General features: G+C 61.8%; 10 protein-coding genes. 6 read left to right on the forward strand and 4 right to left on the reverse strand.

Annotated features, from left to right (window positions below):
• The first annotated feature begins 171 nt into the window (after positions 1 to 171).
• Positions 172 to 552: a hypothetical protein gene (locus HU750_RS20045; RefSeq protein WP_186681958.1), complete on the forward strand. Its 381-nt coding sequence runs from the start codon at positions 172 to 174 to the stop codon at positions 550 to 552.
• Here the strand turns inward: HU750_RS20045 and HU750_RS20050 are convergent, their stop codons facing one another.
• Positions 553 to 1,389, reverse strand: a complete 837-nt coding sequence (locus tag HU750_RS20050) for a CvfB family protein (RefSeq protein ID WP_027593169.1) — start codon at positions 1,387 to 1,389, stop codon at positions 553 to 555. It lies immediately after the preceding gene.
• 131 nt (positions 1,390 to 1,520) lie between these two features.
• Between HU750_RS20050 and HU750_RS20055 the strand changes: the two genes are divergently transcribed.
• The gene (locus HU750_RS20055; RefSeq protein ID WP_186681960.1) at positions 1,521 to 2,381 is read left to right on the forward strand and encodes a DUF6279 family lipoprotein; all 861 of its coding nucleotides are present in this window, start codon (positions 1,521 to 1,523) and stop codon (positions 2,379 to 2,381) included.
• Positions 2,382 to 2,435: 54 nt separating this feature from the next.
• Here the strand turns inward: HU750_RS20055 and aceK are convergent, their stop codons facing one another.
• On the reverse strand, positions 2,436 to 4,151 hold the full coding sequence (gene aceK, locus HU750_RS20060) for a bifunctional isocitrate dehydrogenase kinase/phosphatase (protein ID WP_186681961.1): 1,716 nt from the start codon (positions 4,149 to 4,151) through the stop codon (positions 2,436 to 2,438).
• Positions 4,152 to 4,288: 137 nt separating this feature from the next.
• Here aceK and HU750_RS20065 point away from each other — a divergent pair, with 137 nt between their 5' ends.
• Positions 4,289 to 5,164, forward strand: a complete 876-nt coding sequence (locus tag HU750_RS20065) for an EamA family transporter (protein WP_186681963.1) — start codon at positions 4,289 to 4,291, stop codon at positions 5,162 to 5,164.
• A gap of 13 nt (positions 5,165 to 5,177) precedes the next feature.
• Positions 5,178 to 5,636 carry a DUF4265 domain-containing protein gene (locus tag HU750_RS20070; RefSeq protein ID WP_027593173.1) on the forward strand — a complete coding sequence of 153 codons (459 nt, stop codon included), beginning with the start codon at positions 5,178 to 5,180 and terminating at the stop codon, positions 5,634 to 5,636.
• A 10-nt stretch (positions 5,637 to 5,646) separates the two neighbouring features.
• Here the strand turns inward: HU750_RS20070 and HU750_RS20075 are convergent, their stop codons facing one another.
• Positions 5,647 to 6,528, reverse strand: a complete 882-nt coding sequence (locus HU750_RS20075) for a DMT family transporter (protein ID WP_186681965.1) — start codon at positions 6,526 to 6,528, stop codon at positions 5,647 to 5,649.
• 443 nt (positions 6,529 to 6,971) lie between these two features.
• Here HU750_RS20075 and pvdO point away from each other — a divergent pair, with 443 nt between their 5' ends.
• Together pvdO and HU750_RS20085 are read left to right on the forward strand one after the other, a co-directional pair.
• Positions 6,972 to 7,832 carry a dihydropyoverdine dehydrogenase gene (gene pvdO, locus HU750_RS20080; protein WP_186681967.1) on the forward strand — a complete coding sequence of 287 codons (861 nt, stop codon included), beginning with the start codon at positions 6,972 to 6,974 and terminating at the stop codon, positions 7,830 to 7,832.
• 124 nt (positions 7,833 to 7,956) lie between these two features.
• On the forward strand, positions 7,957 to 10,413 hold the full coding sequence (locus tag HU750_RS20085; protein WP_186681969.1) for a TonB-dependent siderophore receptor: 2,457 nt from the start codon (positions 7,957 to 7,959) through the stop codon (positions 10,411 to 10,413).
• A 193-nt stretch (positions 10,414 to 10,606) separates the two neighbouring features.
• On the opposite strand, the gene HU750_RS20090 is transcribed toward HU750_RS20085, so the two are convergent.
• Positions 10,607 to 16,225, reverse strand: a 5,619-nt coding sequence (locus HU750_RS20090; protein WP_186681971.1) for a non-ribosomal peptide synthetase, incomplete at its 5' end; no start/stop codon positions are given.

Genomic DNA, 16,225 nt, shown 5'->3' on the forward strand with positions numbered 1-16,225 from the left:
GGTACTGCAATGTTCTCAAGGACGGTGTAGTACCTGTGGGAGCGGCGGTGCGGCGATCCGACTTGCCCCGCGAAGAGGCCGGCCCAGGCAAAGCGTATGGCAAACCTTGCCCCGCTAACCGCCACCCCTCACAATGCAGGCCTTATTACGCGTCAACCCGCAGGAACCTGCATGAAACTCGACAAACCCGCCGCCATCGCCCGGCGCAATGAAGCACTGGCCCGGCCCGTGCTGACCAGCAGCAACACCCTGTTCGCCATCCTCGACCCCAAACGCAACCTGTGGTGGTTCGAAGTGCCGGTAGCGCTATTGGGCAAAGGCCAGCCCGATTGGGTCAACCTGCTGCTGCACACCCCGGAAAGCGATGAGCTGCAGCACCTGAAAGTACCGACCAACTTCCTCAAGGCTCACCTGGAGCAGATGGAAGTGCGCAAGCCAGGCAAACGCCGTTCGACCATCAGCCTGGCCCTGAGCGCTGACCGCGACTCGCTGCTGCGCGACACCCGCCCGGGCGGCGAGCAGCTGGACTTCCGTACGTTCGTGCAGGCCTGATCAGACCCGCTCGATGCGATCGTCATGGATGACGATGCGGCCTTGCTTGAACAACGCACCAATGGCCTTCTTGAAGTTGCCCTTGCTGACGTTGAACAGCTTGGTGATCACTGCCGGGTCGCTCTTGTCGCACACCGGCAGCACACCGCCTTCGGCGTCCAGGCGCGCCATGATCTGCTCCTGCAGGCTGTCAGCCAGGGCAGCGCCCACCGGTTGCAGGCTCAGGGCGATCTTGCCGTCGTGGCGGATTTCCTTGATGAAGCCCTTCTCGTGCATCCCCGAACGCAGGAACTTGAACACCTCGTTCTTGTGGATCAGGCCCCAGTGGCGGTTGTTGATGATCGCCTTGAAGCCCATCGGCGTCTCGCCGGCCACCAGTAGCTCAACCGGCTGGCCGACCTGGTAATCGGCCGGGGTACGGTCCAGGTAGCGGTCCAGGCGCGCGGTCGCGGTGATGCGGCGGGTACGCTTGTCGAGGTACGCGTGCACCACGCAGTAGTCGCCGATCTTCAGTGGCCGCAACTCTTCCGAGTAAGGCATCAGCAGGTCCTTGGACAGGCCCCAGTCGAGGAAGATACCGGCACCATTGATGTCCTTGACCTTGAGGCTGGCGAACTCACCGACCTGCACCTTGGGCTTCTCGGTGGTAGCAATCAGCTGGTCTTCGCTGTCCAGGTAGATGAACACGTTCAACCAATCGTCTACCTCGGTCTCGGCGTTCTTCGGGATGTAACGCCCCGGCAGCAGGATCTCGCCATCGGCGCCGCCGTCCAGGTAGAGGCCGAATTCCACGTGTTTAACGATTTGCAAACTGTTGTAACGCCCAAGCAGAGCCATTTCCGATGTTCCTCAAGACAAGACGGCTATTCTACACCTGAAGCCACCGTACTGCCCGACCGCTGATTCGGTGGAACCGTCATCTTCCCCCTTGCGTCTACCGACTGGCCAGCCACTGCAAGGATCAGCACATGCCTCGACGCCTGCTCAAGCCCCTGCTCATCACCGTCGCGTTCGCCCTGGCCCTGGTCGCGTGCAGCCGCATCGACCTGGCTTACCGCAACCTGGACCGCCTGGTGCCGTGGTCGCTCGGTGACTACCTGGACATGAACCGCGACCAAAAGGTGCTGCTCGACGAGCGGCTCAGGCAGCACCTGGCCTGGCATTGCAAAACCCAACTGCCCAGTTACCTCGACTGGCTGGACCGGGTGCGGGCCATGGTCGCCGAAGACCAAGTGACCGATCAGGCGTTGCAGCAGCGCACCCGCGAAGCGCGCGAGGCGATTGGCCGGGTTGCCGAAGAAATCACCCCCTCCGCCACCGAACTGCTGCGTGGCATGAGCGACGCGCAGGTGGCGGAAATGCGCGAGGCGTTCCGCGACGACATCAGCGAACGGCAAAAGCAGTATGTCGATACGCCGTTGCCCAAGCAGATTGCCCGCCGCGCCGAGCGCATGGAAAAACGCCTGACGCCGTGGCTGGGTGAACTCAATGCAGCCCAACGCCTACGCGTGCTGACCTGGTCACAGGCGCTGGGCGATCAGAACCGCCAGTGGATCGCCAACCGTGCCCACTGGCAGCAACAGCTGGTGCTGGCAATGGACAAACGCAGCGATGCCAGCTTCGAACCGCGCCTGGCGCAATTGCTGCAGCGCAAAGAGAGCCTGTGGACCCCGGAGTACCGCATCGCCTACCAGAACACCGAGCTGCAAGCACGCAGGTTGCTGGTCGACCTGATGCACTTGAGCACCCCGGAGCAGCGTCAGCTACTGCAGGCGCGACTGAGCAAGGTGCGCACCGATTTCAGCGAGTTGAAGTGCCTGAAGGGCTGAAACCCCAGACGTGCGTGGCGCTGATAGTTTGCGCCCGCAGCGCAGCCCCAGCGGTTACCGCACCTTACGCCGATACGGGAACACATCGATCACCTTCCCGTCGCGAATCGTTGCCTGCAAACCTTTCCAGTAATCCGCGTCATACAACTCGCCATGCAAGCGGCTGAACAAACGCCGCTGGCCCATATCGGCAAACAGAAACGGCGGGAACTCTTCGGGGAACACGTCATGCGGCCCGATCGAGTACCACGGCTCGCCTGACATCTCGTCTTCCGGGTAGCGCGCTGGCGGTATATGGCGGAAGTTCACCTCGGTCAGAAAACAGATTTCGTCATAGTCGTAAAACACCACCCGGCCATGGCGGGTGACGCCGAAGTTTTTCAGCAACATGTCGCCGGGGAAGATGTTCGCCGCCGCCAGTTGCTTGATGGCCAAGCCGTAATCTTCCAGCGCTTCGAGCACCTGGCCTTCACTGGCGTGCTCCAGGTACAGGTTGAGGGGCGTCATGCGCCGCTCGGTCCAGCAGTGGCGGATCAGCACCGTGTCGCCTTCCAGGGCAACCGTGGACGGCGCCACTTCCAGCAGCTCGGCCAGGCATTCTGGTTCAAACTTGCTGCGCGGAAAGCGAAAATCGGCGAACTCCTGGGTATCGGCCATGCGCCCTACCCGATCGACGCTTTTCACCAGGCGGTATTTGTCGATCACCGTGGCACGGTCAACGGTTTTCGACGGTGAAAAGCGGTCCTTGATGATCTTGAACACGGTATTGAAGCCCGGCAACGTGAACACGCTCATGACCATCCCCCGCACCCCAGGCGCCATGATGAAGCGGTCGTCACTGTTGGCCAGGTGGTTGATCAGCGCCCGGTAGAACTCCGACTTGCCATGCTTGTAGAAACCGATCGAGGTGTACAACTCGGCAATGTGCTTGCCGGGCAAGATGCGCTTGAGGAAGTTGACGAACTCCGCCGGCACCGGCACATCGACCATGAAGTAAGAGCGGGTGAAGGAGAAGATGATCGACACCTCCGCCTCGTCGGTGATCAGCGCATCGGCCTCGATGCCATGGCCTTCGCGGTGCAACAAAGGGATCACCAGCGGCCACTGCTCGTCGGGGGTGTACAGGCGGCCGACCAGGTAGGCGCCCTTGTTGCGGTACAACACTGGCGAAAACAGCTCGACCGCCAGGGCCGGGTCCTTGCACACCCAGTCCGGCAGGCATTCGCGCAGTTGTTCTTCCAGCCGCGTCAGGTCGCCCTCAAGGTCACCATAGGGCACATCGAACGGGTAATCGGCGAAGATCGCCCGCAGCAGGCCCTTGAGCCCGTCCTCAAGCTGATAGGTGCGGGTTTGCGCCGCGCGCTCGTGGCTGCGCATGGAAGGCCGGGTGGTGTGGATGAACATGCAGCCGTCGCTGATCTGGTCATGGCTGAACAGGCTGCAGAACAGCGAGTTGTACCAGGTCTCGGACAACTCGTCGTCGAGCCGTGGGTCGATCAGGTGGATGTAGGCGCTCTTGACCAGCGGCCACTGCTCCACATCCAGCAGCACCTCATCGGCAACGCTCTGCCGTAGCCGGCCGTTGGCCTCGGCCACCTTTTCTTCGTAGAGGTTGATACGCGCCGCCGCTGCGCGCTGGATCTCTTGCCAGCGCGCCTGCTCGAAGCGCTCACGGGCGCCGAGGGTGATGCGCCGAAAGTGTTCGCGGTAGTCATCGAAGCCATCGAGGATCATCCGGGCGATTTCGCTGGCAGGCCAGTGCTGGGACATGCAGGGCATCTCGGTGCAGGGTGAGAGATACAGCTTAGCCGGTCCACAGCCCGCCTAGATTCACAGCGCAAGAAAGCACAAGAATCCCACTCCCCCCTGGCGTAAACTCGCGCCCTGCCCAAAACCCGGAGACCGTTGTGACCCCCATTGCCCTAGCCCGCCTGCTGACCCTTGCCGCTGTCTGGGGGGCGAGTTTCCTGTTCATGCGCATCATCGCCCCCGAACTCGGCACCGTGCCGACCGCGTTCTTCCGCGTGTCGATCGCCTGCCTGGGCCTGTTCGCCATCGTCGCCGCCGCGCGGGTACGCTGGGACTTCCAAGGCAAGCTCGGCGCCTGCCTGGTGCTGGGCATGATCAACTCGGGCATCCCGACGACGTTCTACTCCGTGGCCGCGCAAGTACTGCCAGCTGGCTACTCGGCGATTTTCAACGCCACCACACCGCTGATGGGCGTACTGATCGGCGTGCTGTTCTTCCGTGAACCGATGACCCTGCCCAAGCTCTGCGGCATCTTCCTGGGCCTGTTCGGCGTCGGCATTCTCAGCGGCGCTGGCCCCGTCGCCCTGGACCTGGCCTTGCTGCAAGGCGCCCTCGCCTGCCTGGCGGCCACCACCTGTTATGGCTTCGCCGGTTTTCTCGCCCGCCGCTGGGTCAGCGGCCTGGACAGCCGCCTCTCGGCCCTGGGCAGCATGCTCGGCGCTACGCTCCTGCTGAGCCCGCTGTTCGCCTGGAGCGCCCTGGCTCAGCCCCCTGCCAGCTGGGGCGGCTGGCAGGTGTGGCTGTCGCTGCTCGGGTTGGGCCTGCTGTGCACCGCATTCGCCTACATCCTGTACTTCCGCCTGCTCGAAGAAATCGGCCCAGTCAAAGCCAGCACCGTGACCTTCCTGATCCCGGTATTCGGCGTATTGTGGGGAGCATGGTTGCTGGATGAGCCGCTGTCGATGGCGCACCTGTACGGCGGTGTGTTGATTGGCGCGGCCTTGTGGCTGGTGCTGCGGCCGACGCGCCATTGAAGCGGGGCATACGATGAACAGTGCATACAAGAAGGTGTTGTTCCGCCTGGTGCAGGACGCAGACGGTTACCCGCCGGCCTCGGTCGAGGGCCTGTGGGCCAAGGCAGTCGACGGCGGCTACCAAGTCGATGGCATCCCGTTCTATGTCTACGGCATTGCGCCGGGCGACATCATCGACACGCGGGAGGACAGCGGTGAAACCTGGTTCGACAGCTTGCGCATCAGCAGCGGCCGCTCGGTGTTCCGGGTGATCGTCAAGCCACCAGAAACCCTCGACCAGGTGCGCGCAGCCCTGCAAGACTTCGGCTGCAATTGCGAAGCAGAACAGGCGGTGAGGATGCTTGCCGTCGAAGTCCCCTCGCAGCGCGCGCTCGACACCTTGCTCTACTACCTGCTGACCCAGCGCGAAGCCGACCTGCTGGACTTCGAGGAAGGCGTGCTGCGGCACACCATCCCCGAAGAGTTTCGCTAGAGCGCTACGCTTACGCCTCCGCCAACCGCGCAGCCGGCTTGCGGAACACGAACAGCAAGCCCACCACGATCAGCCCCATCCCCAGCAGGCTCAGCGCTGCCAAACGGTTGCCGAAGATCAGGAAGTCCATCACCGCAGTCACCGCAGGCACCAGGTAGAACAGGCTGGTGACATTGACCAGATTGCCCTTGGCGATCAGGCGATACAGCAGCAGGGTGGCCAGCAACGACACCACCAGCCCCATCCACAGCAGTGCACCGACGAAGCCGCCGGTCCACTGCACGTGCAACGGCTGCAAGGGGGCGAACAGCGCGCACAGGGCAAACCCTGCCAGGTACTGCAACGGCAAGGTGCCCATGGGGTTGTCGGTGATGCGTTTCTGCAGGATCGAACCCAAGGTCATGCTGCCCAGCGCCAGCAGCGCGAACAGCATGCCGGCCAGGGACACCCCACCCAGGTTGATGCTTTGATAGACCACCATCACCAGGCCAGCAAGGCCCAGCCCCAGGCCGAACAGCCGGCTCCAGGAACGCTGACGCTCCATCAGTACTACGGTGAGGATCGGTTGCACCCCCATCACCGTGGCCATCACGCCAGGGGTGACATGGGTATTGAGCGCCAACAGATAGAAGATCTGGTAGGCCCCCAGCAACACGCAGCCGGTGCCCAGGGCGCGCAGCACCGCCCCACGACTGCGCGGCCAACGCAGGCCCAACAAGGGGCCGATCATCAACAGGCCCGCAAGGGCCAGCGCCGAGCGCAATAACAGAAAAGCGAACGGGCTGGCGTGCGCCAGGCCCAGCTTGGAGACGATTGCCCCGCTGCTCCACAGCAAGACGAACAGGCTGGTGGTGGCCGCCGAGGCCACGGATGCTTTGGAAATGACAGACATGTATTGCCACCTTTCGGGCGAATGAGCCGAACGGAGGGCGTACGCTTCAGCGAGGGAAGTAGCCGACCGTGTTCAGTAGGTTGCGAGTGCGGTGGGCAGCGGCCAGAAGCCGATCAGCCCAGCACGACCACGCAAAGAGGCGGAGCTACGCCGCCTACAACGCCACTGACAGGTGGTGGGTAGTGACTGATCATGGCCGGCTGCTGGCTTCCACGCACGACCTCGCCCGCGACTGGCGCGAAGGCAAAGCATGAGGTGGAAGGGATGGCTGGCATGAACAGGTCTTCAGGATGAGATCAATGGCCTGGACTATAGCCCGGCGTTTTCTGGCTGGCAACTGGCTAAACCGACCTTTGTAGGCGCGGCCGTTGGTTAATTTTTCACCGCCTTGGCTCGTCTGAATGCGAAACGCCGCACGCATTCACCCGCTCCGAGGACCACTCATGAACGCAAAAGCCTGGCTCTACCGGCCAGCCCAGATCACCTGCCTGCTGCTGGTCAGCGCCTACGCCCACGCGGCCAAGCCAGGTGATGTATTCCAAGACTGCAAAGACTGCCCAGAGATGGTGATACTGCCCGCCGGCAGCTACGTGATGGGCGCACCCGATGACGAAGCCGGCCGCCAGCCCGACGAAGGCCCGCTGCACACCGTGACCTTCGCCAAGCCTTTCGCGATGAGCCGCTATCAAGTCACTGCCGGCGAGCTGGACGCCTACATCAAGGCCACCGGCACCGTCATCAAGAGCGGCGACGACCGCCCCGGGCGCTGGTGCGAAGCCAGCAAGCCCACCTACAAACAAACGGCCCGCCAACCTGCGGTGTGCGTCGACTACGACGAAGTCCAGGCCTACACCGTGTGGCTGGCAAAAAAAACCGGCAAGCCCTACCGCATGGTCAGCGAGGCTGAACGTGAATACGCCGCCCGCGGCGGTTCTACCGGCCCGTTCCCCTTCCCGTTCGACGCGCCGGGCAAGTACGAGATCAGCAAGCACGCCAACACCTACGGCCCCCGTGACGGCTACACCTTCACCGCCCCCGTGGGCAGCTACCCGGCCAATGCCTTCGGCATGTACGACATGCACGGCAACGTCTACGAGTGGGTCGCCGACTGCTACCACGAAAGCTACGAAGGCGCCCCTAGCGACGGCAGCGCCTGGATCCAGGACCCCAAGTGCATCCGCGCGCACATGCGCGGCAACGACTGGGGCGAGCCACCGATCTTCTCGCGCTCGGCCAACCGCAACGACCGCCTCAAGACCACCCGTGGCGACTTCCTCGGCTTTCGCGTAGCCCGCGAACTCTGAACGTTGTGACGCGGTTAACAGCACCTGCGGAAAAACAGTCAATAAGAATCGTTCCGGTTTTTCACAGGTGCTGCGTCACATACAGCACATAGAAAAAACCCCTCTGCCAACGAGAACGCAACAGATGTCCATGCCATTGCCCAGTGCGCTCAACCCGCTTGCCAAAGCCTTATTGATTCGTCATTCCCTTCGCCCCCAGCGTGCGCTGTCACGCATTGGCCTGGGCCTGGCGCTGTCCTCTGCGCTGGTTGCACAGGTGCAGGCACAGGAATGGACCCTGGATATTCCCGCGCAGTCGATGAACTCGGCGCTGCAGGCGCTGGCCAAGCAGACGGATACTCAACTGCTGTACAGCCCACAAGATATCAGCGGGCTGCGTTCTTCGGCACTGAAGGGGCGCCATGACCTGGCGTCATCGCTGCGCATCCTGTTGCAAGGGACGGGGTTGAGGTACCAGATCGATGGCAACTCGGCGACGGTGACCGCGAGTTCGGCCGCAAAGGAAGGCCAGGTCGAGCTTTCGGCGACCAACGTCAATAGCGTGGGCCTCGGCGCTACTACCGAAGGCACCGGTTCGTACACCACAGGTATCACCAGTACAGCCACGAAGATGAACCTGTCGCTTCGTGAAACGCCTCAATCGGTCACCGTGATGACGCGTCAACGCATGGATGATCAACACCTCAGCGCCATCACCGATGTGCTCAAAGAGACCCCAGGGATCACCATGTCCCAGGATGGCGGGGAGCGCTTCAACATCTACGCCCGCGGGAGTGCCATCGATACCTACCAGTTCGACGGCGTCAATACCAGCCAGGAAAACCAGACGCGCAACATGCCCAGTACGCTACTGGACATGGCCCTGTATGACCGGGTCGAGATCGTCCGTGGCGCCACGGGCCTGATGACCGGTGCCGGCGAGCCTGGCGGCGTGATCAACCTGATCCGCAAGAAGCCGACCCGCGAGTTCAAATCCTATGTCAAGGGCAGTGTTGGATCCTGGGATAACTACCGCAGCGAAGTCGATGTCTCCGGCCCACTGACAGAAACAGGTAACGTCCGAGGGCGCATGGTTGCGGCCAAGCAAGACAACCACACGTTCATGGACTGGTATGACCAGAAGCGGGAAATCCTCTACGGTGTCGTCGAAGCCGACCTGACCGACACGACCCTCGTGCGTTTTGGTGTCGACTACCAGAAGTACAAATCGACGGGCGCGCCGGGTGTCCCGCTGCTGTTCACCAATGGCAAGCAAACCGATTTCTCGCGATCCACCAGCTCCGGCGCTCGGTGGATGTACGATGATTTCGAGACCATGAACTACACGGCGACCTTGGAGCAGCAGTTGGTCAACGACTGGAAGCTCAGGGTGGTGGCCAATTACATGGACGTCGATCGCGATGCTGACCTGGGCTGGTACCGCAGCACGTCCGGGGTCACGTACTTGAACGAGGAAACCGGCGCTGCAAGCGCCGAACGGGCAAAGATTTCCGCCGATCAAACCCAGAAGGGCTTGGACGTCAACCTCGCCGGCACTTACGAGCTGTTCGGCCGTTCCCACGACTTGGTCGTGGGGTACAACTATTCCGAATATGAAAACGACCACCACTCGCAGACCGGTGGTATCGCCACGTTCAATTTCTACACCTGGGATAACTACCTGGCCCGCGATGGCTACCGGCCCTCTCTGATTTTCAACATCAAGACACGACAAAGCGGTTACTTCGTGGCCAACCGTTTCAACATTACCGATGACCTGCACCTGCTGCTGGGTGCACGGGTTTCGCAATACACTTACGACTCCGACCTGACCTCGCTGATTGCCAACACCAACACGGTCAGCAAGATGCGTGAAACCGGCCAGGTTACCCCCTATGCCGGTCTGGTCTACGACCTGACCCCTGAACAGTCTGTCTATGTCAGCTATACCGACATCTTCAAGCCGCAGACGTCGATGGACAAAGACGGCAAGGTACTCGAGCCTGTGGTCGGCAAGAACTACGAATTGGGGTGGAAAGGCGAATTCTTCGATGGCCGCCTGAATACCAGCGCCGCCGTGTTCATGGTAGAGCGGGACAACTTCGCTGAAATTGATCCGGGCCAACTCACACCAACCAATGGCCAGGCGTACCGTGCCGTAGACGGCGCGAAAACCAAGGGCTTTGAGTTTGAAATCGCGGGTGAGATCGCGCCTGGCTGGAATGTACAAACCGGCTACAGCCATGCCCGTACCGAGAACGCCGACGGCGACCGTCTGACGACCCAATTGCCCATGGACACGTTCCGCCTGTGGAGCACTTATCGCTTCCAGGGCAACTGGGACAAGCTGACCGTAGGCGGTGGCGTCAACTGGGATTCCAGCAAAGCGTTGACGTTCACCAACTTCAACAATGCCAAGGTCAAGGATGACGACTATGCCGTGGCCAGCCTGATGGCGCGTTACCAGGTCACCGACCACTTGGCGGCAACGCTGAATGTGAACAACCTGTTCGACGAAAAGTACTACTCCGGCATGGCCGGCAGTTATGGCCACTATGGTGCTCCGCGTAATGCCACGCTCGACCTGCGCTACGACTTCTGATGGCGTTCATCTAGCCAGGCGGGTCTAGCCGGCCACGGTCCACACGACAGGCCTGTTGAAAACGGCGCTTCCCTAACCGGAGCGCCGTTTTTTCATGCCCAGCTTTTGCAAAGGCGAGCGCCATTTACGCCTGCATACAAAAAGGGGCTATCCCGTACGGATAGCCCCTCTTGGTACTTCTACAAGGCCGTTGCTACGCGACCGTATCCACCTCCCTCAACTTCGCCACCAGGCTCTCGATCACCTCTGCATGCTTGAGGATGTCATAGTGGCCAGCTAAGACAGCGTTGCTTTCAGCATAGGCATGGGTCCAGGCAGGGCTCACGCTGCCGCCTGCCCACCAGCACGATGCCAATGCCTGGGTGGCCGGAAGCGGCTCGACCCCTTGCGACAACACCTTCAGCCGCATGGCAACGATGAATGTATGAGCCAATTCAGCGCTGCCGACTTCGGCAAACGCTGACTGCCCACCCTGCATCGCGCAGACCTCGTCGATCACCTGCTCCAGCATTGCAGTTGCAGTACCGGCTGGCACTGAGCCAATAGCCAGTTGTTCCTTGGGTACGCCCAACACGACACCCAGGAAGCCGCGTAGGTCATCGCTCCAGTCACCTGGCACGTCACTTGGTTCGGCCCCCGGCATGAAGCTGTCGACCAGCCCGAGCAACGATACCTGCTGGCCCTGGCTTTCCAGTTCCTGGGCCACCAGCACGGCCAGCGTCCCCCCCAACGACCAACCCAGCAGGCGGTAAGGCCCTTCGGGCTGCTTCTGGCGGATGTACTGGGCGTAATCGATGGCCATCGACTGAAGCGAATCGTCCACCCAGTCACGGTCGAGCAGCATTCGGCATTGCACACCGTATACGCTGCAGCGCCCCTCCAGGCGTCGGGCCAGTGGTTCATAATCGAACACCGTACCAAAGCCCGCGTGCAGGCAGAACAGGGGGGCCACATCGGGCACCCGGCTGTTGAGCAGCAACAAAGGATCGAGGCTTTCATCAGCGGCGGCATAGCCACTGAGTTCACCGATGGTCGGTTTAGCCATGACGTCCCGCAGTTTCAGCTCTATCGGAATATCATCGCTGGCGCGGACCTTCGACAACATCTTGAGCACCCGCAGCGAGTCACCGCCAAGCTCGAAGAAGTTGTCGTCCACACCCACACTTTGCACGCCCAGCACCTCTTGCCAGATGTTCACCAAGGCCTGCTCCACGGCATTGCGCGGTGCAATCCGCTGCCGCTGTGCTGCAAACTCAGGGGCAGGCAATGCATTGCGATCGATTTTGCCATTAGGTGTGAGCGGCAGCGTCGGCAACAGCACCAACTGCGCAGGCACCATGTAGTCAGGCAGCTCGGCACGAAGCGCCTCACGCAGCTGCGTCGCATCGGTTGCGGCCGTACCGGTGACCACATACCCGACCAGCTGTTTGCCGGCAGCGCCCTCACGCGCCACGACTACGGCATCCCTGACATCGGCCAGGTTACGCAAGCGCGCTTCGATCTCGCCCGGTTCGATACGGAAGCCGCGCACCTTCAACTGGCTGTCCAGTCGCCCAATGAAATCGATCACCCCGTCGGCACGGCGGCGCACGCGGTCCCCCGTCCGATACAGGCGCGAACCTTCGGCGAAGGGGTCGGCCACGAAACGCTCGGCCGTCAGGGCACTGCGCTGGTGGTAACCCCGCGCCACACCCTCGCCTCCGATGTACAGCTCACCCGCGACACCCTCGGGCAGCGGGTTGAGGTCATCATCGAGTACATGCAACGTGCGCTGGCCGACCCGATCACCGATCGGCGCATACACCGCCTCGCAACGCTGCTGTGCCGATACCTTCCACAGCATCGGCGTCACTACCGTTTCTGTAGGCCCATAACCATTGGTCAAGTACTGAGGTTGCAAGGTGCGCTTGACCAATTCGAACAAGGCATCGGGTACCGCATCCCCGCCGAAGCAATAGATGCGTACCGCAGGTGGCGCCTCTGGCTGACTCTCGGCGAACTCGGCCAACTGCTGCAGGTAGGCTGGCGGGAAGCACGCAATATCGATGCTTTGTGCCTGCAGCACCTGCCAGGTTTCTTCCGCGGTCCACAAGCGGTTCTCGCGAACCACCAGGCAACCACCGGAGGACAGGGTGGAAAGCCACCGCTCCTGGGCTCCGTCGAAGGCAAACGACATGAACAGCAACTCGCGCGTGGCCTCGTCCATCTCATACAACTGGGCGATGGCCTGGCAGTGCATGCGGATTTGCCCATGGCTTACCGCCACACCTTTCGGCTTGCCGGTAGAGCCAGAGGTGTAGATCAGGTAAGCGAGGTTGTCTTCCTGTACCTGAAGCTGAGGTGCAGTCGACGGCCGCCGCGACAGCGACAACTGGTCCAGTGCCACCACGTGTTGTACGTCACCCACACGCTCACGCAGGCTGCTGCTGGTCAGCAGCAGGTGCATGTGCGAATCCTCCACGATCCACTGCAAACGTTCCTGCGGGTAGTCAATGTCCAGTGGTACATAGGCCGCGCCGGTTTTCATCACTGCCAGGAAGGCTACGATCGTCTCGACCGAACGCTCCAGCGCAACCCCCACCGTCGCTTCTGGCTGCGCGCCCAGGTCGATCAAATGGTGCGCAAGGCGGTTGGCGCGTTCGTCCAGTTGCGCATACGTCAGTTGCTGCCCAGCACAGATGACAGCCACGGCTTGCGGCCTGGCTACCGCGTGTTGGGCAATGCGCTCAGCCAGCAACGGCAGGCCCTGTTGCTTAGGTTGCAGTTGGTTGCGCTCGCGTGCCTTGAGCGACTGCATCGGCGTGAGCATGTCCAGGCTGCCTATCGCTGCGTTCGGGTTATCCAGTATCCCGGTGAGCAAGCGCTCAAAGCTGCCGCGGATCATGTCCGTTGCCGCATGAGTCAAGCGGTTTCGCAGGTACAGGAACTCGACGGACAAGGTCTCGCCCAGGTGCACGGCGAGGTCCATGGCATAGTTGGTCACGTCACGGCTACTGACTTCACCGAACCGCAGCGTGCCAGCCCCTTCCTCGCGCAGACGCTCATCGACTGGATAGTTCTCGAAGACCACGATGCTGTCGAACAGCGGTTGCCCCGCGCGCCCTGCCCAACGCTGGACGTCAGACAAGGCAGCATGTTCATGGTCTCGCAGTTCCAGGTTGTAGGCCTGAAGCTGACGTACCCACTCAGCGACAACGTGATGAGGTTGTGCTGACTGCACCACTGGCAAGGTATTGATGAACAGCCCGAGCATCTCATCGGCGCCGGCCAAACCTGCTGGCCGCCCAGCTACCGTGGCCCCGAAGCACACCGTAGATTGCCCGGTATAGCGCTGCAAGAGCAACAGCCAAGTGGCCTGAATCAAGGTGTTCGGGGTGACGCGCAGACGCTGTGCCTGTTCGCGTAAACGCGAAGTCTGCTGGCGGTCCCATTTCAGATACAGGGCATCATGGCCAACCTGCTTGGCATCAGGCTGTGGCGCTATGCTGCCCGCCAGCAGCGTCGGGCTTTCCAGCCCTTGCAACTTACTGCTCCAGAACGTCTCGAGCGCGCTTTGCGGCTGCTCGCCCAGCCAACGGATGTAGTCAGCGAAGCGGCCGAGCGGCGCCTTGGCAGCATGACCGTGGTAATGCTGCAGCACCTCGCCCAGCAGGCGTGAGTTGCTCCAGCCATCCATCAGGATGTGATGACGTGTCCAGATCAGGTGCAAGCGTGCGTCTTCGAGCTTGACCAATGTCAACCTCATCAGCGGTGCAGCCATCAGGTCAAAGCCTTCTGCCGCCTCCCTTGCAGCCAGGTCTTGCAATGCCTGGGCGGTATCATCACGGCCGCGCCAGTCAAGCACTTGCACAGGCAGGGTGGCGTGGCGATGGACCACTTGCAGCGGCTGGTCTGCTTTGGCAGACAACCAGAAGCCGGTACGCAGGATGTCATGGCGCGCAATCACATGGTTCCAGGCCGCGATGAAACGCTCGACTTCAAGGCCTTCGACTTCTACTGCGGTCTGGTTGATGTAGAGCGCGGCTTCCGAGCCCTGCAGCGTGTGGAAGAGCATGCCCTGCTGCATCGGGGATAGCGGGTAGAGATCGGCAATGTCCGCAGCTGCAACCGGCAAGCTGTCCAGCTGAGCCTGGGTAAGGCCCGCCAATGGGAAGTCCGAGGGTGTGACACCTCGATGGGACGGTTCGCAGCAGTGGGCCACCAACGCTCTCAACTCATCGGCATACGCGTCCGCCAGCTGCTTGAGTGTCGCCTCGTCGAACCGCTCGCGGCTGAAACTCCAGCTCACCTTCAATTCGCCGCCATACACCTGGCTGTTCACTGTCAGCAAGCTGGGCAATGGCGCGTCTGCGTCCTGGTTAGCACCCGCGTACTCCTTGGCAGGCACGAACAGGCCCGACTCGCCGTCAAAGCTACCGTCGAACTGCCCCAGGTAGTTGAACACGATTTCCCCCTGGGGCAGCGCCGCGAGCACATCACGCGCGTTGTCCCCGCCCAGGTATCGCAGCAGACCATACCCGACCCCTTTATTGGGTACTGCGCGCAATTGCTCCTTGATGGCCTTGATCGAGTCGGACAGGCCAGCGTGAGGGCGCAAGGTGATCGGATACATGCTGGTAAACCAGCCTACCGTGCGGCTCAGGTCGATGCCATCGAACAGGTCTTCCCGACCATGGCCTTCCAGGCGCACCAACACGTCCGGGCGCCCCGTCCAACGGCCCACTACCCTGGCCAGCGCAGTCAGCAGCAAGTCGTTGATCTGTGTGCGATAGGCCACCGGGGCTTGCTGAAGCAGTTGCCGCGTGGTCTCGCGGTCCAATTTGGTGCTGACCGACGCCGCATGTTTGAGCAGGTTTTCGCCTTGCGGGTGGTCACACGGCAGCGCGTCATTGGCGCCCTGCAGTTGTGTTTGCCAGAAGCCCAGCTCGGCCTGCAACTCAGGGCTGGTGGCATGACGCTGTACATGCTCCGCCCAGACTTTGAACGCGCAGGTCTTGGCCGGCAAGCGCAGCGCATTACCGGCCCGCAGTGCTTGGTATGCCTGTTGCAAATCCTCCAACAGCACCCGCCACGACACACCATCCACAACCAGGTGGTGGATCACCAGCAGCACGCGTTGGCTGCCATCGGCGAGGTTAGCCAGCACCGCCCGCACCAGCGGGCCCTGCTCCAGGCTCAAGCTGCGCTGGGCTTCTTCGACAAGAGGCTGAAGGTCGTCTGCATTGACCGCTGAGCGCGTCCACAGTTGATGGGGTAGCGCTTCGCGGAACTCGGCTTGCCAGGCGCCCCCCTTCGACTCGAAGCGCAAGCGCAGTACATCATGGTGCTCGACCAGTGCGAGCAAAGCTGCGTCCAGCGTATCCGAGTCCAGTCGTTCACTCGGTGTCAGCAGTACCGACTGGTTCCAGTGGTGTCGTTGAGGAATATCCGCCTCGAAGAACCAGTGCTGAATCGGTATCAGCGGCGTGACGCCGGTTACCGGCCCTTGATCGATGACAGCACTCGCCGCGCGGCGGGCCACGGCTGCCAGGCCTTGAACTGTTTGAGCCTGGAACAATTCCTTGGGCGTGAACTGGATGTTTTGCAGGCGTGCGCGACTGACCACCTGCAGCGACACGATAGAGTCGCCCCCCAACTCGAAGAAGTTGTCACTCAAGCCGACGCGTTCCAACCTGAGTACATCTGCCCAGATCGCCGCGATCTGCTGCTCCATTTCGGTCTGGGGTTCGATGTATTCGCCTTGCAGCAAACTGGCATCCGGTTGCGGCAGGGCCTTGCGGTCCAGCTTGCCGTTCGGTGTTACCGGCAGCGT

Source organism: Pseudomonas sp. SWRI50 (assembly GCF_014269095.1).
Classification (GTDB): Bacteria; Pseudomonadota; Gammaproteobacteria; order Pseudomonadales; family Pseudomonadaceae; genus Aquipseudomonas; species Aquipseudomonas kermanshahensis.

Coding starts and splice junctions, on each gene's coding strand:
- HU750_RS20045 (WP_186681958.1), top strand. CDS start 172: ATGAAACTCGACAAACCCGCCGCCATCGCCCGGCGCAATGAAGCACTG.
- HU750_RS20050 (WP_027593169.1), bottom strand. CDS start 1,389: ATGGCTCTGCTTGGGCGTTACAACAGTTTGCAAATCGTTAAACACGTG.
- HU750_RS20055 (WP_186681960.1), top strand. CDS start 1,521: ATGCCTCGACGCCTGCTCAAGCCCCTGCTCATCACCGTCGCGTTCGCC.
- aceK (WP_186681961.1), bottom strand. CDS start 4,151: ATGTCCCAGCACTGGCCTGCCAGCGAAATCGCCCGGATGATCCTCGAT.
- HU750_RS20070 (WP_027593173.1), top strand. CDS start 5,178: ATGAACAGTGCATACAAGAAGGTGTTGTTCCGCCTGGTGCAGGACGCA.
- HU750_RS20075 (WP_186681965.1), bottom strand. CDS start 6,528: ATGTCTGTCATTTCCAAAGCATCCGTGGCCTCGGCGGCCACCACCAGC.
- pvdO (WP_186681967.1), top strand. CDS start 6,972: ATGAACGCAAAAGCCTGGCTCTACCGGCCAGCCCAGATCACCTGCCTG.
- HU750_RS20085 (WP_186681969.1), top strand. CDS start 7,957: ATGTCCATGCCATTGCCCAGTGCGCTCAACCCGCTTGCCAAAGCCTTA.